General features: G+C 60.2%; 21 protein-coding genes. 18 read left to right on the top strand and 3 right to left on the bottom strand.

What is annotated here, in order from left to right:
* Positions 1-3: 3 nt before the first annotated feature.
* From AC1D3B_RS32695 to AC1D3B_RS32685, 3 genes are all read right to left on the bottom strand, one after another.
* Positions 4-1,017, bottom strand: a complete 1,014-nt coding sequence (locus tag AC1D3B_RS32695) for a hypothetical protein (RefSeq protein WP_478194834.1) — start codon at positions 1,015-1,017, stop codon at positions 4-6.
* Positions 1,018-1,095: 78 nt separating this feature from the next.
* The gene (locus tag AC1D3B_RS32690) at positions 1,096-4,107 is read right to left on the bottom strand and encodes an LPD7 domain-containing protein (protein ID WP_478194833.1); all 3,012 of its coding nucleotides are present in this window, start codon (positions 4,105-4,107) and stop codon (positions 1,096-1,098) included.
* Positions 4,091-4,522, bottom strand: coding sequence for a plasmid mobilization protein (locus AC1D3B_RS32685; protein WP_478194832.1), 432 nt, complete (start codon positions 4,520-4,522; stop codon positions 4,091-4,093). Before AC1D3B_RS32685 ends, AC1D3B_RS32690 begins: the two co-directional genes overlap by 17 nt.
* A gap of 288 nt (positions 4,523-4,810) precedes the next feature.
* On the opposite strand from AC1D3B_RS32685, the gene AC1D3B_RS32680 reads away from it, so the two are divergent.
* The 18 genes from AC1D3B_RS32680 to AC1D3B_RS32595 all read left to right on the top strand — a co-directional run bounded on the left by AC1D3B_RS32680 (position 4,811) and on the right by AC1D3B_RS32595 (position 22,725).
* Complete coding sequence (locus AC1D3B_RS32680; protein ID WP_478194831.1) at positions 4,811-5,452, top strand: hypothetical protein; 642 nt, start codon at positions 4,811-4,813, stop codon at positions 5,450-5,452.
* 45 nt (positions 5,453-5,497) lie between these two features.
* On the top strand, positions 5,498-6,187 hold the full coding sequence (stbB, locus tag AC1D3B_RS32675; protein ID WP_478194830.1) for a StbB family protein: 690 nt from the start codon (positions 5,498-5,500) through the stop codon (positions 6,185-6,187).
* Positions 6,184-6,558 (top strand): hypothetical protein, encoded by a 375-nt coding sequence (locus AC1D3B_RS32670; protein WP_478194829.1) that lies wholly within the window; start codon positions 6,184-6,186, stop codon positions 6,556-6,558. Before stbB ends, AC1D3B_RS32670 begins: the two co-directional genes overlap by 4 nt.
* Positions 6,559-6,739: 181 nt before the next feature.
* A complete protein-coding gene (locus AC1D3B_RS32665) occupies positions 6,740-7,369 on the top strand; it encodes a response regulator transcription factor (protein ID WP_478194828.1) in 630 nt (209 codons plus the stop codon).
* Between the two features lie 2 nt (positions 7,370-7,371).
* Positions 7,372-8,700 carry a sensor histidine kinase gene (locus tag AC1D3B_RS32660; RefSeq protein ID WP_478194827.1) on the top strand — a complete coding sequence of 443 codons (1,329 nt, stop codon included), beginning with the start codon at positions 7,372-7,374 and terminating at the stop codon, positions 8,698-8,700.
* A 280-nt stretch (positions 8,701-8,980) separates the two neighbouring features.
* Positions 8,981-9,292 (top strand): TrbC/VirB2 family protein, encoded by a 312-nt coding sequence (locus tag AC1D3B_RS32655; RefSeq protein WP_478194826.1) that lies wholly within the window; start codon positions 8,981-8,983, stop codon positions 9,290-9,292.
* Positions 9,292-9,612 (top strand): VirB3 family type IV secretion system protein, encoded by a 321-nt coding sequence (locus AC1D3B_RS32650; protein ID WP_478194825.1) that lies wholly within the window; start codon positions 9,292-9,294, stop codon positions 9,610-9,612. The genes AC1D3B_RS32655 and AC1D3B_RS32650 overlap by 1 nt, the downstream gene beginning before the upstream one ends.
* The gene (locus tag AC1D3B_RS32645) at positions 9,609-12,008 is read left to right on the top strand and encodes a VirB4 family type IV secretion/conjugal transfer ATPase (RefSeq protein ID WP_478194824.1); all 2,400 of its coding nucleotides are present in this window, start codon (positions 9,609-9,611) and stop codon (positions 12,006-12,008) included. The genes AC1D3B_RS32650 and AC1D3B_RS32645 overlap by 4 nt, the downstream gene beginning before the upstream one ends.
* On the top strand, positions 12,005-12,721 hold the full coding sequence (locus tag AC1D3B_RS32640) for a type IV secretion system protein (RefSeq protein WP_478194823.1): 717 nt from the start codon (positions 12,005-12,007) through the stop codon (positions 12,719-12,721). Before AC1D3B_RS32645 ends, AC1D3B_RS32640 begins: the two co-directional genes overlap by 4 nt.
* A gap of 52 nt (positions 12,722-12,773) precedes the next feature.
* Positions 12,774-13,982 (top strand): TrbL/VirB6 family protein, encoded by a 1,209-nt coding sequence (locus AC1D3B_RS32635; RefSeq protein WP_478194822.1) that lies wholly within the window; start codon positions 12,774-12,776, stop codon positions 13,980-13,982.
* A gap of 436 nt (positions 13,983-14,418) precedes the next feature.
* Positions 14,419-15,039 (top strand): TcpQ domain-containing protein, encoded by a 621-nt coding sequence (locus AC1D3B_RS32630; protein ID WP_478194821.1) that lies wholly within the window; start codon positions 14,419-14,421, stop codon positions 15,037-15,039.
* Positions 15,040-15,071: 32 nt separating this feature from the next.
* Positions 15,072-15,545 (top strand): TcpQ domain-containing protein, encoded by a 474-nt coding sequence (locus AC1D3B_RS32625; RefSeq protein WP_478194820.1) that lies wholly within the window; start codon positions 15,072-15,074, stop codon positions 15,543-15,545.
* Entirely contained in the window at positions 15,542-17,437 is a 1,896-nt protein-coding gene (locus AC1D3B_RS32620) for a hypothetical protein (RefSeq protein ID WP_478194819.1), read from the top strand. The genes AC1D3B_RS32625 and AC1D3B_RS32620 overlap by 4 nt, the downstream gene beginning before the upstream one ends.
* A gap of 11 nt (positions 17,438-17,448) precedes the next feature.
* A complete protein-coding gene (locus AC1D3B_RS32615) occupies positions 17,449-18,789 on the top strand; it encodes a hypothetical protein (protein WP_478194818.1) in 1,341 nt (446 codons plus the stop codon).
* Positions 18,773-19,252, top strand: a complete 480-nt coding sequence (locus tag AC1D3B_RS32610) for a hypothetical protein (RefSeq protein ID WP_478194817.1) — start codon at positions 18,773-18,775, stop codon at positions 19,250-19,252. The genes AC1D3B_RS32615 and AC1D3B_RS32610 overlap by 17 nt, the downstream gene beginning before the upstream one ends.
* Complete coding sequence (locus AC1D3B_RS32605) at positions 19,252-20,970, top strand: GspE/PulE family protein (RefSeq protein ID WP_478194816.1); 1,719 nt, start codon at positions 19,252-19,254, stop codon at positions 20,968-20,970. The genes AC1D3B_RS32610 and AC1D3B_RS32605 overlap by 1 nt, the downstream gene beginning before the upstream one ends.
* 13 nt (positions 20,971-20,983) lie before the next feature.
* Entirely contained in the window at positions 20,984-22,087 is a 1,104-nt protein-coding gene (locus AC1D3B_RS32600; protein ID WP_478194815.1) for a hypothetical protein, read from the top strand.
* A gap of 77 nt (positions 22,088-22,164) precedes the next feature.
* Positions 22,165-22,725 (top strand): type 4 pilus major pilin, encoded by a 561-nt coding sequence (locus AC1D3B_RS32595; RefSeq protein ID WP_478194814.1) that lies wholly within the window; start codon positions 22,165-22,167, stop codon positions 22,723-22,725.
* Positions 22,726-22,742: the final 17 nt, after the last annotated feature.

Raw genomic sequence — 22,742 nt, 5'->3', positions numbered from 1 at the left:
GACTCAGGCCATTTCAGCTGCGTAGCTGGAAGCAGCGTCCATGACGCTATCGACTTTTCCTATTCTGAGGAAATCAAGCGGGCTCACCCCCTCAAAGAGTGGATTCTCCTGGGTAAAAAACAGATACACGGCCCACGCATCGAAAGGCTTCAGTATGTCGAGCAGTCGCGGCATGTGCGGAGAAACGGCTTCCTCTAGTTGCCATGCGGGATACCGCACTGAGCGACCGCCGTTTGTGAGGCCAAGTAGCTCCTTGCCCTTGCGACGGCTATTGACCGTTTCGCGGGTTACGCCAAGCTGTTCGGCAATCGCATCTGAAGAGAGCATGTCAGCCCCTTTAAACATGCGAGTCTTTGCCGCCGCACCTGCGTCTACTGCCGCTTGGTAGCCCGGCGATGGATTGAAAGCTGGCTTTGAACGTAGGGTCTGGTTTGCATGCCAAGTCTGCGGCGCCGCCTCTCTGGTCTGCTCATCCTCTACTGGCCATTCGTGAAATTCCTGCGCTTCCTGAAGTTGCTTGGTCAATTCCTGGAGGCTGCCGAAGCGTCGCTTTATCAACAGGTCGATGGCGTCCTCTAGGAAAATCGCCGCCTTCTCCGCATGTTTCTTCGCGACGTAGGGCGTTGCGGCATGCTCAGGCCGCTCGTCAAGCATCCCCAAGAACTCGCGAATCGAATCTCGCGGATCATGCCGAAGGGAGTTTTCTGGCCAAAGTCGAATCCCTACGCCGTTCTCGCCGAAGAGGCTCAACCGGCCTACTTTCAATCCCGCCAACGCGTTTGCAACAGCCGAACCGCGACCCCTGCCCGTAAGCGGCAATGCGCGGCGAGCAGCATCGAAGCTGCCTACGAGGGACAGCTTTTCTGCATTTAACCTCAGTGCGTCCCACAACTGAGGGGATCCGAAGTGAACGGACAGATTCTGGGCGCTGTACGTCCAGCACGACACTTCCTTGAAGTCCTCTGAATCCTCTTTCGGCGCGTCGTCGTCCGGTGGCAACGTGTAGTGGTAGAGCATGGCTTGATCCTACGCCCCCTCCAAATCTCGTCAAGTTCGTCAGGTTTCCTGCTTTAGCATGCGAAATGGCTCTTCTCTTCAGCGTTCGCGATGCGGAAGTGAACGACCCCGAGCCCGGAGAATGGTGGGCATCGCCTGCGGCTTGGAGGAATCACGCAGGGTCAGTTCGAGGCCCGTGCGCCGTGCGGCCTCGGTCATGCTGGCGACAAATCGAGCATCGCCTGTGAGAGTGAGGATTCGCCCATAGCGGGCGATTGCCACCCTTATCGCCGCGTCATACGCGTTAGTCTGCGGAGCTAGGACTCTCACCCCCTGGACGGCATCGCGAACGATCGCGCCGCCGTTGGAGCGGTAGGTAACCCCGCCCTTCGCGTCGACGGTGTAGGTGGGTAGGGGGAAAACCGGCTGGCTACGCCCGCCTGAGATCTTGAGATCGACATCCTTCTCATGCGGCGCCATACGGCGCAACTCGCCCAGCGCAGCAGTGTCCCCTCCCGTCGCGAGCTCGACAAGGTATTCCCGGTAGTGGGCATTGCGGCGCGGTACGCGCGCCTCCGCCGATGCCTTGGCACGTTCGGCGGCGATGGTCTGTTGAGCGATGAATTGATCCGCTCGCGCTCGCGCGACGGCGGCAGCGCGCATACGGCCTGGCAGGGATTGGGCGTCCGCCTTTCGGCGCTTGTAGTCCTCTCGACTCTCCAGCACCCGGGCACGGAAGCTTTCGCTGTTCGCTGCCCGACGGGCAGCGACCTCTTCGAACTGGCGGTCGCGCCACTGCGAGAACTGACGCCAGAGCGCTTTGTCCGGTGGCGGCAGCGCGTCGGAAGTGCTCGCGTGGTAGCAGTCCTTCAGGACGGCCTCGGCCTCCTTCCATGGCCGCTGCAAATGCTTGGCGAAGAAGTCTCCGAGGTTGTACTGCTTGTCCTGGTGAATGATCCTGGGCGAGCCGTCAGCTCCGCTGCCAATGGAATAGGCAGCGGGGTCGATGCCGTAGAGCCTCTGAACAGCCGTGAGCACGATCGCAGGGTTGGTCTCGGTCTTGAGGCGATCTGGCGCCAGCGAGGTCGGGCGAACGGAAGCTGCAAGCGCTTCTATGACGGTCTGGGATTTGCGGTCCTGCGGCCTGTCAATGGTCAACCGGCGCAACGTGGTCGCCAGCGCCTTGCCGAAGTCGCGGCGGCCGAGCGCGGCCCGTATCTTCCCGGGATCCTTGGCGTCCTGAGCGCCGCGCGCGATGGCCGCTGCGGAGCGCTCAAGACGCTCCTCCGGGGTCAGAGGCTTTTGGTCTTGCGTGCGATCTTCGCGTAATCCGCGCAAAGTGGCTTCAAGAGCTGCGCCAAGATTTCGGCGCTGGAAGTACCGTGCGATTTGCGCAGGGTCAGAAGCAATTTGTTGGCCGCGCGCGATAGCCGCTGCTGCGCGGCGGAGTAGGCCTTGGCTTGAGCGATCGCTTTCGCGATGAGCTCGGGGGTCGGGTGTGTCATGGCTCGGCTTTCGGTTTGCTGTCGTTCGGGCATGGCAGTCGGCCAGGATGGGCCGGGCCTCAACCCACGGCAGCTGCACGTGTTTGGTGAAAAAGTCGCCGAGGTTGTACTGACGACCTGCATGAATGATCCGCGGCTTACCGTCCTTGCCCTTCGCGACGAGGTACTGGGCCACATCGATCCCGAAACGTTCCTTCGCGACCGCCAGGACGAGTTCGGGATCGGTCTCCCCTTTCAGCTCGGCGTCTGAGAGATCCCGAGATGGCCCTTGATCGACTCCGAGCTGTCCACCAACGGCGCCAGGAGCTTTTCGAGGGTCTTGACCAAGCCGTCCTCGGACGGCCCTTCCATCTCGGCCAAGATCTTCTCGAAGGTCAGCGCCATCTGTAGGTTTTGCTCGGTCAAGGTTTCCATCAGCGTCGAAAGTTCGTTCAGGTCTTCCATTTTTGAGTTCCTTGATAAGTGACTTGATGCGATCGGCAAACCCGGTTGCGCGGGGGGTCGGAACCCCCTGCTCTTCCATCCTCGCCATCGCCCGATTGATTGCGTCCGCAGCGGCATCGACAAGCTGCCGCTCGATGGACTCGTCATAAACAGCCAGGCGCGCGCGCGTCTCTGCACGCCGAGCGTCGAGAAACTCGTCGCGCTCGGACTGGGACATCGCCTTGAAGGCTTTCTTGAGCCGAGGGGAAGCGACATAGCGAGCCTCGAAGGCCCCTCTCCCCCTCCACTGCGCGACAACCTGGTCATAGTCGGCAGGCTCTGCGGGGGTTCGGAGCGCTGCGGCCTCGGCCTCGAAGCCCTGACGGCTGATCCCCTTGATGTTGATTCCCTTGTCCGCCCAGTCTGGCTTGACGTTGATGTAGTCGCCGTCCCTCCCCTGGCGAACGGTGGTTACGCCGATAACGCTCGCAGCCTCGACGAGCTGCTCAAAGGTGTCGGCATGCCGATCAGCGACTAGAGAAGCGAGGTACGCCCGGATCTGCTTCGGGCTCTGGCCTTCGAAGGAGGCTTCGTGCCGGCCGAGAGGATGCTCCGGGGCGGCTGGATCCCGCATGGATTGCTTCGGGCTTTTCAGGCCGAAGCGCTGGTTGATCTGCTCCTGGATGGCTTCGGGGACGCTCATTTCCTTGAGGTAGCCGAACGGGTCCATGAACCGGTCCGACTCAAGGTTGCGCATCGGTATGACGATGTGCACATGCGGAAGGCGACTCTCATAGTCGCCAGAGCGGGCATTAAGTTCGTGCGTGACCCTCGGGATGTGCGCCTCGGCGTAGAACATGTACTCGCTGGGATCGTAGGCAGCCATGACCGCCTCCCTGTAAGCCTCCACGACTTCATGAAGAACCTTGGCGTTGATCTGGCCAGGTGCGCATTCCTCGGCCGCGGTGAACTGCTCTGCAAAGCCAAGGGTGATGTGCAGGTAGCGTGCATCGCCCTCCTGCTGGGTCTGGATGCCATCGATGACCGCGTCCAGCAATTCGATGTCGCCGGCCAACGGCAGGCGCTCGTCGATCAAGTCACGATCGAACTCCCTCCCCTTCTTGCGACCCGTTTCGAGGTACTCGACGATGCCACCAGCACCGGAGTTAATTCGCGCGAGCATTGGCAACCGCCTCCCTGAACGTGGCTTGGATCGCCTGCAGTTGCTCAAGCAACGCAGCGCATTCCTGAGCGGTCAACTTGCCCTCAAGACGGAGCGCATTGACCCGGTGAGCGAGCTGGTTCAGGTTGTTCCCTGCCTTGCTTGCCTGAAACAAAAGCGGCTTCAGTTCGGGATGCGGTCTGGTCCGGGCAACGATGTGAGTGCGGTTCTGCAGGATGGCCTGCTCAAGCCAAGAGCGGGTCGATATGCCGGCCTCCGCCGCCTTAGCCGTCATGGTCGCGTGCGCTTGGGCGCTAAGGCGAAAGGAAGCGACCTGGGTTTTGGCTTTGTCGCTCGGCAATTTCGCATGCGAAATTGAGAGTGCGCCAGCAAGGGCCTGGTCGGCCGAGAGGTCTTCTGCGTGTTCTTGTGTCATGTCCCTGGGCCCGGTTTCGCATGCGAAACCGGAAAGGCGTAGCCGACCAAATCGGTTTCAAAGGCAGCGCCTTTGGCACGGGTATTTTACAGAGGCGTAGCCGGCTGTAAACATACCAGACGTGCCTCACTACCGTGACACTCTGCGAATCCGGTGAGTCCCGGGATTTTTCGGGATTTAATGGATCTATTTGGGACGACGGTGGATTTTAGGACGACATGCCTTCATACCTGGGATTCCGCGGGATTCTTCGGGAATTTTCGGGATTCAGTGAGTATGATGCGGGCCATGCTCTTCCACAGCGACGAAGAAATCCAGACGCGCATTGCTCGATTCAAGAGCGCGAATCCACCGGATTCGGTGTCCTATCTCGAACGGCTCCGCCCGGCCATCATCGGCTTCCACGTCGATGGCTATTCGAGGGCGATGATGTTCAAAGGACTGACCGCTGAGCGACTGATCTCATGCTCACGGACAGCCTTCTATCGATGGCTCGATGCAAACGTCGATCTCAACCAAGAGGCGAGGGCGTTTGTGGAGAAGGGCGATGCGCGCGAGTCGCGGGGCGAGCCCATCGCGCGGTCAGCGCCGGCTCCGACCGCAGCACAGAAAACCGCTCAGCAAAAAGAGAGGCGAGCGTCAGCGCCTGGCCCAGCGAAGCGCGATCGCGAACCGCCGAACGACGCTAGCGCGGCAGGTGCCGGCGGCGAGTTGCCGCAATCTCCAACCTCATCGACAACCGTTAAGTCAACTGTAGAATCAACCCGAGATACAGCCGGTTCGGATGCGGCGGCAGAGCGCAGACGTCTTGTCGCAGCTCTGAACTCGACGCTTCAGGAGGCGGAATCCCAAGATATGGGAGCTGTATCGGACCGGGCGCATGCCCGTCTTGCCGAACGCGACCGCGGACGCGGCGGGAGGGACGGGTAGCGCATTCATCTATCCGTTTGGGAGTGGGAAATGAGTGAGAACGCGTTGTTCAAGGTTGCGGTACTGAATTACTCCGGCAACGTCGGAAAGTCGACGTTGGCCCGTCATCTGTTGCAGCCACGAATGGGCGACTGCCCGATCATGTTCATCGAGTCGATCAACGAAGGCGGCGACGAATCGAACATCAAGGGCAAAGAGTTTGCGACGGTCATGATCGACGTCCTAGCTGCCGACCGTGCGATCGTGGACATTGGAAGCAGCAACATCGAGCAAGTCTTTGCCAAGGTCGGCCGCATGGGCGACGTTCTCGAAGGTTTCGACTTCTTCCTCATCCCGACGGTGGCGAAAGCCAAGCAGCAAACCGACACGGTCAAGGTGATCCGCGACCTGATTTCGCTCGGCGTGCCGACGACGAAATTGAAGGTGATCCTCAACTATGTAGACCCTGACGACGACATTGAAAAGGTGTTCGGCGTCGTCCTTGCGGCGGTGAACAAGGCCCAGATAGAGTTTGCCGTCGTTCATGAGAGCGAGGGATTCGCCTACCTGAGCGGCCGCAGCGTCAAGGACGTGGCGGCGCGAGGACGCGACTTCCGCAAGGAGATTGCAGCGGCAGAGTCCAAGGATGCGAAGCACGAGCTGGCAACAGCGCAGGTGTTCTCTCGCTTGGCGCTGGGCATCCAAGGGGAACTGGATGCCGTCTTCACGAAGCTTTTCAGCGAATCCACGGTATGAGCGCCGGCGCGAAAGCGCTGCTCGATGCACTTCACGCGGAGCTGCTCGTCGATGTCCAGCGATTAGCGGGCGAAGTTCACGAACTGCAGGTTCAGCTTCCGGCCATAACTGCCGATATCGCCAGTAGCGCCGAGGGCGTGAAAGTCGCGGCACGCACTGCAATGACCGACTTCGAGGCCATGGGCCACGGCTTGATGAGGGCCATTCGACGCCAAGTCGACGAAGAACGGAGTGCTTCCGTCACGGCGAATGCCAAGAGCGCGCAAGCAACCAAAAGTGCACTAGACCAGTTCACGAAGTACTTCTGGTTGCTCTGCGGCCTGACCGGCATGAACACGCTCCTCGCCCTCGCCGTTCTGCTCGGTCGCTGATCTGGCCCGTTTCGCATGCGAAGTTGGGTGACTCGCCTAGCTCACGGATGTTGCCAATTTCGCATGCGAAATTGATGCTGGGAATGTTTTGCCAATTTCGCATGCGAAATGGCTGAGGAGTCAGATCGATGCATAGAGTTACGAGGGCAGGGCGCCCGCTCGCGGTGGATGGGGATCACGAATGAACGAAGTTCTCATCGTGGAGGATCATCCCTTCGTGGCCGAGGCGACCAAGGAACTGCTCAGCAGGGCGTATCCGATGCTGAGTACGACGGTTCGGAGCAATGCAAGTGCTGCGATTGAAGCAGTCAAGGATCCGACCAGGTCGTGGCACCGGATCCTGCTGGATCTCGATGTGCCTGGTGCACATGGTCTTTCCGTCGCGACGGAGGTTCAGCGGCAGGGGATGGCGGGCATTACCTGCGTGGTCACGGCCACACAACGCAGCGATTTCGTCGCCCAGATCAAGGCTATGGGCTTCCTGGGCTACATCGTCAAGGCAACGCCGGTGGGCGAATTCTCCGCGGCTCTAGGGAAAATCTTCGTCGGCGACCAGTCCTTTGCGACGCTTCCCGACGGAATTCAGGCGAGGCCTGACGTCGTGCGTCTGACGCGCCGTCAAGCTCAGATTCTCGACCTGGTCCGCACAGGCTCCAACTCCAAGCAGATCGGGAGATCGTTGAAGCTCACAGAGGGCACGGTCAACAATCACATCAATGCCGCGATGGCCGCGCTAGACGTCAGCACCCGCAGCCATGCTGTTGCGAAAGCTATCGAATGCGGGATGCTGGGGTTTGGCGCTCTGCATTGAGCATGACAAAAGCCCAACCCGGAGGGTTTTGGTCGATCTCCTCATGGATCGCGAACCAAGTCGCTTTCTTGCTTGCTGTCTTGGCCATCTACGTCGCCGAAATGACGCATCCCACGGTCAGCAAGCAAAAGCTGGCGGGCTGGATCACAGTCGCTGTCGCAAACTGGTTGCTCCGCAGCGCGCTGCACAGAGCCAGGATGTCTTTGCCCGGGCTCGGATGGGCAAGGGCGATTTCAATCACGATTCCCGCCATCGCACTCAGTCAATGGGCCTGGGCAGTGGATCTCTTCATCGGTCCTGCCTTCACTACGACCGCAGTCGTCATGTTCGTCGTGTTCGTGATGATGAGCATCGCTGCAATGGGAGGCTGGATCAGCGTGCCAGTGGATTCGACCGTCTACGTGGCACTTCTATGGCTTGCACTCTCGACCAAGGCAGCGCTGACAGGTCTAATAGACATCGACGTCCTCATCGTGCTGAATGCTTGCGTCACGGTGATGGCGTTCATCTTGATCTATTCGCTGTCGCTCATGCGGGAACTCATGGACCGTAGGGAGCAAGCGGATCAAATGCTTATCGCATTGCAGCGCACGAACGCGCAGCTCGAAGAAATGCGAAGCGAATTTGCCGCGACTCTCAAGAATCGATCGACATTCTTCGCTGGAGCGAGTCACGATTTCAAGCAGCGGCTGCACGCCATGAAACTGATGGCTTTCTCCACCATCGCAGATCTGCCTTCGGACGATAAAGCTCGCTGGGCGCTGGGCCGGATGTCCGATGAGGTCGAAGAGCTTGAGGACTACATCAAACACATCCTGGAATTCGCACGCATCGAGGCGCACGACATGGCACCTGAAGTTCGGCCCGTGCAGCTCCAACGGCTGTTGCAGAAGATCGATCTTCAATTCGAGAACGTCGCGGCAGAGCGCGACGTCGGCCTCACGTTCAGGACGACAGACATTGAAGTCAGGACGGATCCAGCAATGCTTCAGCGCATGCTTGAGAACCTGGTCTCGAATGCAGTGAAGTTCACCAGCGGTGGAGGTGGCGTGGTGGTTGCCGCAAGGCGTCGCAGGGCCTCGGTTGTCCTTGAGGTCTGGGACCAAGGGCCAGGCATTCGGCCTGAGGTATTGCCCAAGATCTTCGAGGCATTCCATCAAGACAGAAGCGAAGCGAGCCGACAAGAGGGCGGTTTCGGCTTAGGCCTTTTCCTGGTGAAGCGGTTCGCCGATCGCCTTGAGCTTCGCGTATCCGTGGAAAGCTGCGTAGGACGAGGATCTGTCTTCCGCATCGAGCTGCCGATGCTCCGGCAGTCGACCCCCTTCGCATAAGGGGCGCGCAACGCGCCCTGGAGACGCCCGTCGAGGCGTCCCTTTCGAACACTCGCAGCAGCACGCCCTACCTAAGCAGACTCAGAGTGAGTCAAGTTAGGTTATATTTCGGTTGTCGCTTCGGTTGGCATCACGGATTACTCTTAGGTTACCTCTTGTGATGACCGCCCACCGACGCATCGAGGAGCTCAGGGAGAAATGAGTATGCGCCGTACCCGCCCGAAGAGGCGGCCCGGCATGGTTTGACATCAACAGGGGTCTAGGACTCCGGGAGTTAGAAGTGAAAACTGGTCTGTTCAAAGTCTCCGAACGTGCGCAGAGCGGCATGCTGAGTGCTCGCAACGCGTACGCGCTGATGGCGGTTCTTCTCATGTGTTCGCCCGCGTATGCGCAATTCGAGAAAGCCACGCAAGGACTGAACAAGGTGCAGGGGTGGTTGCTGTCGATCGGCGCTGTCGTCGTGACGCTCGCGATCATGCTCACGGGCTTTCGCATGATGTTCCAAGCAGCGCAGTGGAAGGATACGGCGCCTGTGTTTTGGGGCGGCATTCTGGTCGGAAGCGGAAGCGCGATCTCGGCGCTGTTCTTCTGATGCGAGATCGCATCTTCAAGGGTGCGACACGCCCCGCGATGATGCTTGGGGTCCCAATCATCCCGTGCATTCTGGTGATTGGGGCCTTCATTATTTTGGCCATGTGGGCTCTGGTGTTCTTCGGAGCGGTCACTGGCCTTTCAGTCCTGGTGGTCCTTGCTTTTGTCATCGCCGTCATGCGCTTCATGTCGAGCCAGGATGACCACCGCCTCAATCAGTACCTGATGTATTTGCGCAGCCGGCCTTTTCGCCGGAACGTGCGCTTCTGGGGAGCGCACAGCATGGCGCCAGTCAACTACAAGAAAAGGGGAGGGCCGTGAGCGCCGTTCTTAACTCGACTCAACTGAGTTCAAGGGAGGACTCGCCCAGCCGCGTCATCCCAATGTCGTATGCGTTGACGGAAGAGGTCGTTGTACTGAAGACCGGCGACTACGTCTCCTCCTGGCTGATCGAAGGCCTCCCTTTCGAGGGACTGAGCAACGATGAAGCTCTTGCGCAGATGAACTCCTTGAATCAACTCGTTCGAAGTCTTTCGAACGGGAAGTATTCGTTCTGGGTGCATCGAATTCGCCGCTCGATCGGCGACAGCCTGTCCCTCCCTCCCGACGGCTTCGCACGCGAAATGATGGCGAAGTACTACGAGCAAATGGAGAGCGGCGGTCTGATGGCGACACAGATCTATCTGACCATCGTCTACCGACCTTATCCGCAAAAGTCGCGAGGCATCTTCGGCAACGTGGCGCGAACCGTTGACGAATTCCAAGCCGAGAACGATGCCGCAATGGATGTCATGGACAACCTCAATCGGCAAGTCATGAGCACCCTGGCGGACTACCGTCCGACGCTACTCGGGGCGTACGAATCTAAAGGTCAGAAGTTCAGCGACCAGCTCGCCTTGTATGCGTTCCTGGCGAATGGCTCCTGGCGCCCAGTGCCGTTGAAGAATGTTCCCCTGGATCGCTACCTCGCGCGAGCACGGCTGTTCTTCGGCACGGAGATGATTGAAACGCGCGACGAGCATGGCTCGATCTTCAGTGCATTCGTTGACATCAAGGACTACGCTGACTTCACGTCTCCCGGTGTACTGAACACGATGCTCGGCCTTCCGTGCGAATACGTCGAGACGCATTCGTTCTCGCCGATGAATGCTCGTGATGCGCAAGCTGTTTTGAAGAAGCAACGCAACCAGCTCATCAGCTCCGAGGACAACGCTCAGTCTCAAGTCGTTGAGATGAATCAAGCGATTGACGACGTGATCAGCGGCAACTTTTCGTTCGGCGAGTACCACTACACGATCCAAGTGAAGGGCGCCTCGCCCGAGAAAGTAAAGGTCGCACGAGCTGCCGCGATCGAAGCTCTTGCGAGCGCCGCATTCCTGGGTGTGCCGCTGGACCTGGTCACCGACCATGCATTCGCGGCGCAGCTGCCGGGCAACTGGCGTTCACGTCCGCGCGTTGCGAACCTGAGTTCGCGCAACTTCACCGGCCTCTGTTCGCTGCACAACTTCAGCAACGGCAAGCGTGACGGCAACCCGTGGGGGGAGGCAGTGACGATCCTGCAATCGCCTGCAGGCCAGCCCGTGTACTTCAACTTCCACGACACCGAACGGGACAAGGACGCATTCGACGACAACGCACTTGGCAACACCCAAGTGATTGGCGCGTCAGGCGGCGGTAAGACGGTCCTCGCCTTGTTCCTGCTGCAGAACCTTGCGAAGTTCGGAACTCAAACAGTCGTCTTCGACAAGGATCGCGGAGCGGAAATCTTTGTGCGCGCCATCGGTGGCCAATACCTTGCCTTGGAGCGTGGCGCACAGACCGGGTTCGCGCCCTTCAAGATGGATCCGACGCCAGAGACGCTTCTGTTCTGGGGCGACCTCATCATGTTCTGCACGATGGTGAACGGCCGCGCCCATACCGCACGAGAAGAGGCCGACATCCGCCATGCGGTGCTGGCAGTGAGCATGCTTCCGCGGACGCAACGATGCTTCGCGGCCGTCCTGCAGAACCTGCCCGACACGGAAGAGAACAGCGTTGCTGCCCGCCTGCAAAAGTGGTGCCGTACAGGCACCGACGTTGCTGGCCCGCTCGGCTGGGCCCTCGATTCCGACGACGACCTGCTGCAGTTCGAAGATGGACGTTGCTACGGTTTCGACTACACCGAGCTGCTCGACGACGACCGGACATGTCCGGCAATCATGATGTACCTGATGCACCGCATCGAGCAACTGATCGACGGACGCAGATTCGCGTTCTTCATGGACGAGTACTGGAAGGCGCTTTCGGTCAGCTACTTCGAAGATTTCGCGAAAAACAAACAGAAGACGATCCGCAAGCAAAACGGGTTCGGCGTCTACATGACTCAGAGCCCGTCCGACACGCTGGCAAGTCCGATCGCTCGAACACTCATCGAACAGACCGCGACCTTCATCTTTCTGCCGAACGTCTCGGCCGACAGAGCGGAGTACGTCGGCGGGTTCAAGTTGACCGATGCGGAATTCGATGTCGTTGCGGCACTTCCTAAGGGCTCGCGCATGTTTGCGATCAAGCAGGGAAATCGTTTCTCGCTCGCGACGCTGGATCTGCACAAGTTCCGCAACGAACTCAAGGTCTTGTCTGGCACGACGGACAACGTCGCTCGCCTGGAGAAATTGCGGGCGCGTCTCGGCGACGAGCCGAGCGCCTGGCTCAGCCCATTCATCAAGGGCGAATCATGAACGTCAGCAGCTCAACGTGCAGGAACGTCATCGCTGCGGCATTCTTCGCAGCGTCTTCGGTTGGAGCCTTCGCGCAAATTCCCGTCACGGACCTCCTGGGTCTCGCGCAGCAAATCCAGCAAGTGGCCTCCTGGGTCCAGCAATACCAACAGATGGTCGACCAGCTGAAGGCCCAGAAGGAGCAACTCCAAGCCGTGACGGGTAGTCGCGGCATGTCGCAGCTCGGTGGGAACATGGCGCGGCAGCAACTGCCGAGCGATTTCGCCGGCACGTATGACCAACTCCGCTCGCAGGGCGCCGCAGGCGCATCGAGCGCCGCACAGACGGTGTACAGCGCGATCAAGCGCTACGACTGCTCAGAGAAGTTTCCGAACGACCAGAGGTCTCGGATCAGCTGCGAGGCATCGGCGATGGCTGCGCCGGAGAACGTCTCCTTGCTCAATACGGTGGTCAGTTCAGCGCAGAGGCGCATGCAGGACTTGAAGCAACTCCAATCGCAAGTCGACACCACCGACGCCAAGGCTGCCGCAGATTTGGCGAATCGTTTGTCTGTGGAGATCGCCTACCTGCAAAACGAAAAGGTGCTGCTCGACATGGCGCTGCAGCAGCGCGAACAGCAACTCGCGCTGACTCGTCAGCAGCAGGCGGAAGAGGGCGCGAAGCGCCTGACACGCTCCAGCGGCGGCGGCTCGAATCCATTCAACCTGAACTAGCGCGGAGCGTCGGAATGGAATCGATCGTCGTTTCGGTCGGGAGGACAAGGTAATGGCCGATTTTCAAGTCATCGCTCCGTTGGCGTCGAAAATCCTCGATGCAACGAATGCTTGGTCCGGGGTCGCCGGCAAGTTGAGCGGCCTCGTCATGGCACCAATTCTTGTCGGCGTGACGTTAACCATCATGTGGCACGGCTTCAACATCCTGCGCGGGGCAGGGGGCCAGCACGCCATCCTTGACGTATTCGCGAAGTTCCTCCGCGCCTTTCTCGTCGTTGGCCTGGCGATTTCGGCTGGCGCCTATTCTGAGAACGTTGTTGGGTTCTTCCAGGAGTTGCGAAACGGCTTGACGAGCATGTTCGTCAGCGGTACTGCGACGAGCTACCAATCCTTGGACTCTGCAGTCTCCGCGGCGCTATCGAGCTGGGACCCGACCTGGGCATGGGCAAGCGAACACATCAAGCTCTTGTCGACGTCGCCCGACACGTCGGGAATTGTGGCGCTTGGCTGCTGGTTCTTCATGGTCGGAGCCATGCTCATATTTGCGACGATCTGCGCGATCAATCTCATCGTCATTGACTTCGCGCTTGCACTGATCTTTGCCCTTGGACCGATCTTCGTTGCCTGCTTCGCATTTCAAGCGACCTCCCGGTTTACTGATGCTTGGCTCGGCGGCGTATTGAAGTACACATTCACCGCTATCGTGATTTCGGCTGTGGTTGGTATCGGCATGGGGGTTCTTCAGACCTACACGAGCGCCATCGCAGCGAGCGCCGGCGCACTCGATTTCGTCACTGCTGCATTTGCCGCTATCGGCGCGTCGTTGATCCTCTGCATCTTGACTGCGCGCATTCCAAGCCTGGCTGGCGACATCGTTGGCGGAATCGGTATCAACGCAGTCGGACCCGGGATGGCCGCAAGGCCTCTGTCTGCTGTGGCCTCCATGGCGGGCGGCGCGGGGAAAGGAGCCGCAAATGCAGCTGCTTACGGCGCAGGGAAGCTGTCCAATTCACACGTCGGCAACGCCTTGGCAAGTGCAGGACAGTCGGTGGCCAGCTCAAGCCTCGGAGCAACGGTCGCTAGTGCGTCGCGAAAGGTCGGAGGCCTTGCGAACGCAGTGGGATCGAAAGGCGGAGTCCAGCAGGCATTCACGCTTGGACGCAACGGACCGTCCGCTATTGCCGCACCCACGGGAAGTGGCGTGGGGACCGTGACCGGCAGCAGACCTGTCCAGCGGCAGCACGTACCGAACGGCGGGTAAGCCGTAGCCCAAGCGCACCGAAGGTGCGCCTAGTTCACCGCTAGAACGCAGCCGTGTGGACGCAAGCGTCAAACCTTTTTAGACAACCGACGCGACAACTGTAGAATCAACCCATCGCACAACCATTCCGGGACACAAGCGCCCAAGGAAGCATGGGATGAACAAGTTTTTCAGGGAGTTCTAAATGTTGAAAGCAGCACCGCTTTATGCGGCGGTCTTGACCTTGTGCGCCTGTACCTCGGCGCCGACCGTGAAATTCCCCAGCGGCAGTGCCTCTCGGGTCGCAATCAATTCGCCCATGAAGCCCATGGCTGCAGCGGTCCTGCCCGTGCAAGCCGTCTCGACTACGCCGTCTGGTCAATCGGTATCTGCGACGGGCGCGCTCAAGAAGCCCGCGATAGCAGCCGAGCCGCCTCCGGAGCCACTGCAGCTCAAGGTGTACCTGGTCAATGCGAACGAGCGCTCGATGATGATGGTGATGCGACGCTGGGCACGAACAGCGCGGGTTGACTTCACGTGGGAAAGCGAAGTCGATTACCCGATCACTTCGCGCATGCGTGCTATTGACGCGACCGACCTCGAAGGCGCGCTCGAGCAGATGCGCTCGGCTCTAGCGGGCGTTCGTCTGCCTCTCGTCATCACGATGACTGCGGACGGCCTGGTTGTCCAAAGCGGAGAAGCGCCGGCCGCGGTGGAGGCGCCCGCAGTTGAAGCGCCGGCCGCAGCCGTTGCACCGATCACGACCTCCGCACCGGTCCTCACCGACCCCGTCGCAGTTGCCGAAAAAACGCCTGAGGCCTGGTCCGCCAACGACGGCAAATCGCTCCACGAAATCGTCGGGAAGTGGGCCGCGCTCGCCGGCGTCAAGCTGGTCTGGGAAAGCAAAAGCGATCACCCAGTGAGTGACGCCGTTCGCGGCGCGTCGTACTCCGGAAGCCTGAGGGAAGCCCTCGGCCAGCTTGCCGGTCAGTACGGCGAATTCAAGACGCCGATCGGCATGAAGTTCCTGGAAAAAGGCTCTGTGCTGCGCGTCTACGACATGGTGGCTGCGCCATGAGCAATGGTTACGTCAATTCAAGGAAGTCAGGAATGAAAACAAGGTCTACGAGGATCTTCGCGATTGCGTCGTCGATGCTGATCGGCTGCGGCGCATTCGCACAGGACATCACGGTCGGGGAACAACCCGACTTGGTGATCGGTGCAAAAAAGACTGCCAAGGCAAGCCCTGTGCTTGCTTCACCCGTCGCCGCGCCGGTCATCGCGATGCCGCTTTCTGCGCCGGGCGCCTCCTGGCGTGTTGAGACCAAGGACGTGACGTTGGCCAACACCTTCCAGCGCTGGGCAGCTGTCGCGGGCTGGCGTGTGCGATGGGATGCAGCTCAGAACGTCATGGTGGACGCGCCGGACACCTTCACGGGCTCGTTTGAAGACGCCGTGGCCGCGCAACTCGCTTCCCCCGGCATTGCCTACAGCGCGTATCCGCTCGAAGTGTGCTTCTACCCCAACACGCCACCACTGGCCCGCGTCACGCGCAAGGGCGAACAAATCAAGGAATGCAAATGAACCGGAACACCCTTTGCCTCACGCGCCTCGCCTTCGCCTTCGCAGGCCTCGGGCTTCTCGCCGCGTGCGGCATCTCGCCACGCATTGCCGAAGATGGACAAACTGTTCGCAAGCAGACGTCAGCGGTGAACAGAGGGATCAGGCAAGCACCCATGCCGTTCGATGACGAGACTGCAGGCTCGCCAGGTCAGACGGACAGCAAGGCTGCGCTCGCCCGCGACATGCCCGTGGCTCGCCGCGCATCGCGCGCTTGGATTGGCGCACGCATGACTGCTGTGCAGAGCGACGACGTCCTACCAGCCGTCTTCAGCGATAACTTCAAAATCAGCTTCGATGACCGCGCCACGAACGGCCGCGTGTCGATCGCGGTCATCGCCGAGCGTCTGAGCCGGCTGACGAATGTGCCGGTGCGCGTCAAGCAGGACGTCTACGGATCCGCTCAAGGTGCTCCACAAACGTTGGGCGGTCTCGGTGTTGTTCCGGTTGGAACGTCATCGCTGCCACCCGGCATGCCGGGAGTTTCGGCGGGCGGGAAATCGCCAACGACGCCGCTGCCACCTGGAATGACGTTGCCTGGGGCATCCGGTGTCGCGCCCGCATCGCCTCCGCTCGCAGGGATGCCGATGCCCTCGAATTTGGGCGGAGAGGCGGCGACGCAGATCCCATTCCGCGAGCTGGTCACCGACGTTAGTTCAGTCGAGATGCGTTGGGACGGATCGCTGTCGTCGTTCCTCGATCACGTGACCGGCCGCCTCAATCTGAGCTGGTCCTATCGCGATGGGGTGGTCATCGTCGAGCGCTTTATGACGGAGAGCTTTGAACTGGCGGCGTTCACCGGCACGCAGGACTACAAGATGACGCTGAGCGGGTCGAACTCGGGTCAATCCGGCATCGGCAACAGCAGCAGCAACGGCGGCGGCACAGCGTCTTCATCTCTGGACGTAAATGAGAGCGGAAAGATCGCCGCGCTCGAATCGCTGAAGAAATCCATTGAAGCGATGGTGCTGCCTGTTAACGGCAGCGTTGCCATCAACGAAGGCACGGGTCGCTTTACGATCACTGCGACCAAGGACGTCATGAGTCGCGTGAGGGGAGTGCTGAAGCACGAGAGCGAAGCGATGACGCGCCAGGCGCAGATTCAGTTCGACGTGTACAGCGTGACGCTTGACGACATCGACGAACGGGGTGTTGACTGGAATGTCGTCTTCAAGAACCTGTCCCAAACCTGGGGCGCCACGATCAAATCGCCTGCGAGTCTGACCAGTGGACTCGGGGGGAATCTTGGTTACACCATTCTTTCCGCCGCCACTGGCGTGACGCCGACCAACACGCAAGCGCGCTTCGGCGACAGCAGCGCCATGGTCAACTTGCTGAGCGAGATCAGCGATACGGTGCAGTACAGGCCCGTTTCAATCATCGCGCTCAATCGGCAATGGGGACGCAAGACCAACCTGCGGACGAAGGGGTATCTCTCTGAGACAACGCCTGCAGTGGCCTCTTCCGTCAGCGGTGGCGGGTCGCCTGGGCTCAAGACGTCTTCCGTCGTCACGGGGGACAAATTTCTGGTGCAGCCGGCCATCCTGGACAACGGCGCCATCCTTCTGAAATTCGGGATCTCGTTGACCGAGCTGCTCGGCCTCTTCAACGTCAGCGCAGGACTGGGACAGACTTTCCAGCAAGTACAGACGCCCGAAACCTCAGGGACAGACGATCAGGGCACGATCCGGCTGATGCCAGGCGAGGCAATGGTGGTCACAGGCCTGTCGCGTCGAGTTTCTTCTGGTGATACGCGAACCCTCACGGATAGCCTGCCAATCGCTGCCGGCGGAAGCAGAAAGCTCGGCTTCAAGCGTGAGGACTTCTTGATCGTCGTGCGCGCAGTTCAGATCTAACGGGGCGTTGCATGGCAACAAGCATCGTTCATCAGACACCGCAGGGGAAGCTTCTCGTGGGAGGCCTCGACTGGAAGGTCCTTCCGATGTCGGGCTCCTTCGAATCGCATCTCAGAGAAGGGGCCGGCCTGTCCGGAGCCGGTCATGCCGCACTCGCTCGCGCGACGATCGCGAAGGACGTCGAGACGCGAGGGGGCAAGAAGCGCAAGCAGGTTACGCCGACGGCTGCGGGCTTCTACTCAGCTGCAGACGACAGCAAGTTGGGGAAAGGTGCCCATTCCTTGGCGGCAGCCTTCGCCAGCTGGGCGCGCAAACACACGGCGGCATTGTTGAGCGTCAGGACTGACGCGGGTAACTACGCTGTCGTCGTCGCGATCCATGGCTTACCTGTGCTGGACGTCGTCGAAGCATCACCGGAGGATGCCTACGACAAGGCACGAGCGTACCTGGCCGAGCGCCCCGACCTCTCCGTCTTCGCAGACGATAACGTCAAGTACCCGCAGTCGCTTGTCCACGAGGATCTGCTTACGCAGATTGCCCAAGCAACAAGCAAGTCGAGCGCGATCAAGACCATCCCCATGGATGCGATCAAAGTCGCCGTCATCGCCCTTGTGGTGCTCAGTGCCGCGGGCGGCTTCTGGTATCACTCCAAGTGGAAGGCTGAGAAGGCCCGGCAGGAAGCATTGGCGAGGCAGCGCGCGGCTGACCCCATCCCCAAGTATCTTGATGCGCTCGCCGTTGCACGGCAGTCCATCGGCGTCCAACGTGCAGCGCTGCAGGCAGCTGCGGAAAAGATTCAGCGCTTTCCCTTGGCGCCTGATGGATGGCGAATCACGAAGATCGGTTGCTCGATGGGCGTGGGCTGCGAAGCGCGGTTCTTCCGAAGCACGGGGACCTACGCAAGTCTCAAAGCCGCGATGCCATCCCTCGAATTGAGCCCGACGTCGGATATCAATCTGAACGAAGCGCGCATGACCTGGAATCAGGAACTTCCGATGGAGAAGCTCGACCCGGCAGTGCAGCTGCCGGCAGTTGGCAACTTCGTGCAGGGCGGTGACGCATCGACCTTGCAAACGTGGCTGACGGCCGGCCTGACAGTGCAGATTGCACCTCCACAGCTCTGGCCGCAAGCCGCTGGCGTGCCCCAATCGTTCAAGCACCCCCAGGCGCTTGCCTCCGGGAAGTTCGAAGCAAGCGGGGTCGCTTTGCCTCAGATCGCCGAAGTCCTGGCCAGCGCGCCAGCCAACGTTCAGTGGACGGGCTGGAGCATCGAAGTCGGCGATGCGAAACAAGAACCACTGTCCCGCGCGAAGGCGCGATTGATTGGAAATTACTATGTCTCGAACCGTTGAGCGGCGCGCGTACGTTGCCATGGTCGCCGCGCTTGCACTCCTGGCGCCGCTGGAGTCGATCGGTCAAACCCTCGGCGAGCTGGCTGACGCCCAGCGAGTGAAGCAACAGGCCGAACTCGCGAAACTGCAAAAGGAGGCGGCCGATGACCTGGCGAAATCTGCGCCGGCTGTCGTGCCAGTCGAGCCGTTGAAGCTCTCCGCTGTTGAGGTACGCCGTTCTGCCGAATCGCAGCGGCCCAAGGTCATCCTGCACTCTCTGTACGCCAGAAACGGGGTTTGGATCGCCGAGCTGGCCGAGGGACAGCGATTGACACTGGCCCTCATTGGGATGCAACTGAACGGTCAACGCATCACCGCCATAGGGCAACAGGGTCTGAAATTGTCCAAGCCCTGCAGCGCGGCCGATGTGCGGGACAAGATCCAGTGCGGCCAACGCATCGTTCCAGTCGGGGGAGCAATCTGATGGCCTGGTTTGAACGGAAAGCGGAATACTCCGAAGCGAGCCTTGCCGTCGCGCCTGGTCCGCTTCCAAGATCGATGCCGCAAGTGGCAAACGCGCAAGTCGATCACTACGAGAATTTCTCCGACGTGCCGGAGTTCAAGCGAATTCTCAGTATCGGAGCTGGACCCATCACCCTCTCCAAGGATGAACGAGAAAACGTCGTCGTCGGAGAAGCAACCGGGCGGGTCGCCCTGATCGTTCACGCGCAGGCCGATCAAGTGCAACTTGAATCCCTCAAGGGCAAGCTGCGCACTGGGGCGTTCAGCACCATCAAGGTTGTGACGGCACCGACGAAAGTCATTGAGCAGATCTACAAGGAGCACAGTGAGCAAGCGGACGCGAACAGGATCCGCGGCGGCGGAAACGAGTACCTGCAAACCGCATTCGAATGGATCGAATACGCCGTAGCGCACCGAGCAACTGACATTCACATCGAGACCCGGGGACTGACGGGCTGGGTGCGATTCAGGGTCGACGGCGACCTGGCTCCAATGCGCGCTGCCAATGGCGGTAGGTATCCAGCGTCGTTCATTCAAGACTGCATGGCGTCGCTGTACAACGAACAGCAGACCAAATCCGGCAGCGCTACGACGTTCGAGGCCGGCTCCTTCCGGTACTGCATGATTCCGTACGCGGAAGTGCCGGGACGCAAGCTCAAGCTCCGCTTCCAGTCATTCCGGGGAAACGAAGGGCCGAAGGCGGTGTTGCGCCTTTTGCCTGTCGACGAGCTGCAGAAGACGAAAACATTCGAAGAGCTTGGCTACGCGCCTTCCCATGTTGGGCTGTGGCACGAAGCCATGCAAACGCCGTCCGGCTTGTGCCTGGTGGCGGGCGTGACTGGCTCTGGAAAATCGACGACTCTGAAGACCTTCGTCGAGTTGAATCCGCACCTGGACCAAAGCGCGGTGTACACCGTCGAAGATCCTGTTGAGTACCCGATTCGCGGCGCACATCAGATCCCTATTCAACGCGACCTCGCTGATCCCTTGAAGTCCTCAGCAGCATATGGTGAGGTCGCCGGCGGGCTCGTGCGTGGCGATCTTGACATTGTGATGGTCGGAGAAATCCGTGATCGCATCAGCAGCAACGCCGCCCAGCAGCTCACAGAAGCTGGCGGAATGGCCCTTGGGACCCTGCACGCCCATTTGCTCTCGGGGATCGTCCCTCGACTGGTGAATACCGAAATCGGCATGACTCGGCAAACCCTGACCGGTCCGAACATGCTGACGGTGCTCGCGTATCAAGCCCTGGTGCCGTTGCTGTGCTCGCACTGCGCGATGGACACGGCCGAAGCTGTCCGTGACGACTCCGTTGTTGCGGATATCGCGCGGCACCTGGATCAGATCCGCGTCGACAGTGCGCCGATGCGATGGAAGCGTATCGGAGGATGCACTCATTGCGACAGCCGCGGCACTGTCGGCCTGACCGTCGTCGCAGAGATGCTGATGCCTGACGAAGACTGGTTGAAGCCCGTTCGGGAAGGCCGTGACCACGAAGCCGTTGAAGTCTATCGATCGATGTCGGACGGAGATCTCTCCAGCCCGGACATGACGGGAAAGTCGGTCTTCGAACACACGCTGTTCAAGGCGCAAAGCGGGAACGTCGACGCCCGGCAATGCTCCCGTTTCGATATCTGGTCGCGCTTCGTTCGACGCGTGGCCAGCCGGCGCAGCGTCTGAGGAGGAAATCTTCATGAAGCGACTTATCTTCAAGTTCCACTGCCTGGTCTGGTACTTCGGACGAGCGGACTTCTACCGCGACCTGGCGGACGCTCTCGACCTCAACGTCGGCCTGCTCGAGTTCCTATCGACGCAGGCGAAAAACTCGCGAATGGTCAAAGACCAATCCAGCGAGCGCGTCTACCAAGCGATGGCCCAGCGGGTTGCCAGAGGGGGAGGCGCCCAAACGCCCATTTCGAACATGGTCCGAGGAATCGCGCCGGCCGCCGATCAGTTGCTGCTCAAGGCCGTCGACGATGCCGTTGCCAGCAAGAACGAGGCACTGCGACTCACTGCTGACGCCGTGGAGTTTCAAAAGCGCTCGTTGCTCAGGATCAGTGCGGAGCTTGCGATGCCTGCGATCGCGATTCCGCTTGTCGGCGCGAGCTGCTTCATCTTCGCAAGAATCATCTCCGGCGTCGTGGCAAGCAGCCCATCGGCCGACATCTGGACCGGCTTCAATGGATTCGCTCGCTGGCTTGCGGAATTCATCTATGCGTACGCGGCACCCATAGTTGGCGTCTCGGCGGCACTCGTGGCCGCCGTTGTCTATGCATTGCCACGTTGGACGGGAGCGATTCGCATAAAGGCTGAAGAGTGGCCAGTCGCGAACCTCTACCGCGACTACAACGCCGCGATCGTGCTGAGTTCTCTCGCCATGATGACTCGATCAGGCAAGACGATGCGGGAAGCGCTCGAATCGCTGCGCTCCGCGTCAAATCCATGGCTGCGCTGGCACGTGACCCGCATCCTTCGATCGCTGGAGGACAACCCCAACGACTACATCGCAGCGTTCGGGCGCGGCCTGATGCCGAAGACCGTACGGGCACGGCTGGCAAGCCTGATGGATTCGAAGAAGTCCTTTAGCGAATCGCTCGTTCTCCTCGGGACGAAGGAAATAACCCGGCTCGAAAAGCGAGTAGCGCTCTCAGCCGAGGCAACCGGCTGGGCCCTGATGAGCGTGCTCATAGCGATCGTTGTGGTGCTTTCGATCGGGACCATGACGATCGCCAGCGCATTGGGAAACACCAACGACCCAAGCGCCAGATTGATCCAGCGCTCTCAAGCGGCGCAGTAACCGCATTGTCGGACGGCAGCTCCTCTCGCTGCGCGCACCAACAGTTTTGTCCTCAACTCACTTTAAAGGGAATACAAATGATCTCGAAGACCTCCACCGCTCGCCCCACCCGCCACGCTCAGCGCGGCAATGTCATGTCCGTGCTGCTCGGCCTCGTTATCGCCGCTGCCGTCGCTGCCGTCATGTACAACCAGTACAACGATTCGACTCGGAAGGCTCGCATTGAAGCTGCACAGTCGGAAATCGCAAACATGATCGCCGGCGCGCAGAAGCTCTACGGCAATGCCAACCAGTATGGCGCTGTCACGACAGCGATTGCCGTTCAGTCGGGCGTGGTTCCTGCGCGGCTGAGAATTTCAGGCACAAATACGGCCCAAAACGTCTACAACGGCTCGATCAACTTCGCGCCCGCAACGATCACGTCCCCTAACGACTCGATGGTCGTAACCTACGGCGGCGTCCGGCAAGAAGACTGCCAGGACCTGGTGCTCGGCAGTGACACGATGACTCGGCGTATGGCCGTTGGTGCGACCGTTGTAAAAGCGGCCGATGTGACGGTGGACGTGGCCGCCCTCGCCAGGGCGTGCGATTCCAACTCCACGAGCGACATCAATTTCACCTTCGGCCGCGGTCAGTAAGTCACGAAGCCACGATC

The organism is Variovorax sp. P5_A3 (genome assembly GCF_056400665.1).
This window is presented reverse-complemented; position numbering and strand designations above follow the sequence as displayed.

Bases quoted from the DNA above. Each gene is read 5' to 3' on its own strand.
- AC1D3B_RS32695 (WP_478194834.1), bottom strand. From the start codon at position 1,017: ATGCTCTACCACTACACGTTGCCACCGGACGACGACGCGCCGAAAGAG.
- AC1D3B_RS32690 (WP_478194833.1), bottom strand. From the start codon at position 4,107: ATGCTCGCGCGAATTAACTCCGGTGCTGGTGGCATCGTCGAGTACCTC.
- AC1D3B_RS32685 (WP_478194832.1), bottom strand. From the start codon at position 4,522: ATGACACAAGAACACGCAGAAGACCTCTCGGCCGACCAGGCCCTTGCT.
- AC1D3B_RS32680 (WP_478194831.1), top strand. From the start codon at position 4,811: ATGCTCTTCCACAGCGACGAAGAAATCCAGACGCGCATTGCTCGATTC.
- AC1D3B_RS32670 (WP_478194829.1), top strand. From the start codon at position 6,184: ATGAGCGCCGGCGCGAAAGCGCTGCTCGATGCACTTCACGCGGAGCTG.
- AC1D3B_RS32665 (WP_478194828.1), top strand. From the start codon at position 6,740: ATGAACGAAGTTCTCATCGTGGAGGATCATCCCTTCGTGGCCGAGGCG.
- AC1D3B_RS32660 (WP_478194827.1), top strand. From the start codon at position 7,372: ATGACAAAAGCCCAACCCGGAGGGTTTTGGTCGATCTCCTCATGGATC.
- AC1D3B_RS32650 (WP_478194825.1), top strand. From the start codon at position 9,292: ATGCGAGATCGCATCTTCAAGGGTGCGACACGCCCCGCGATGATGCTT.
- AC1D3B_RS32640 (WP_478194823.1), top strand. From the start codon at position 12,005: ATGAACGTCAGCAGCTCAACGTGCAGGAACGTCATCGCTGCGGCATTC.
- AC1D3B_RS32635 (WP_478194822.1), top strand. From the start codon at position 12,774: ATGGCCGATTTTCAAGTCATCGCTCCGTTGGCGTCGAAAATCCTCGAT.
- AC1D3B_RS32625 (WP_478194820.1), top strand. From the start codon at position 15,072: ATGAAAACAAGGTCTACGAGGATCTTCGCGATTGCGTCGTCGATGCTG.
- AC1D3B_RS32620 (WP_478194819.1), top strand. From the start codon at position 15,542: ATGAACCGGAACACCCTTTGCCTCACGCGCCTCGCCTTCGCCTTCGCA.
- AC1D3B_RS32615 (WP_478194818.1), top strand. From the start codon at position 17,449: ATGGCAACAAGCATCGTTCATCAGACACCGCAGGGGAAGCTTCTCGTG.
- AC1D3B_RS32610 (WP_478194817.1), top strand. From the start codon at position 18,773: ATGTCTCGAACCGTTGAGCGGCGCGCGTACGTTGCCATGGTCGCCGCG.
- AC1D3B_RS32605 (WP_478194816.1), top strand. From the start codon at position 19,252: ATGGCCTGGTTTGAACGGAAAGCGGAATACTCCGAAGCGAGCCTTGCC.
- AC1D3B_RS32600 (WP_478194815.1), top strand. From the start codon at position 20,984: ATGAAGCGACTTATCTTCAAGTTCCACTGCCTGGTCTGGTACTTCGGA.
- AC1D3B_RS32595 (WP_478194814.1), top strand. From the start codon at position 22,165: ATGATCTCGAAGACCTCCACCGCTCGCCCCACCCGCCACGCTCAGCGC.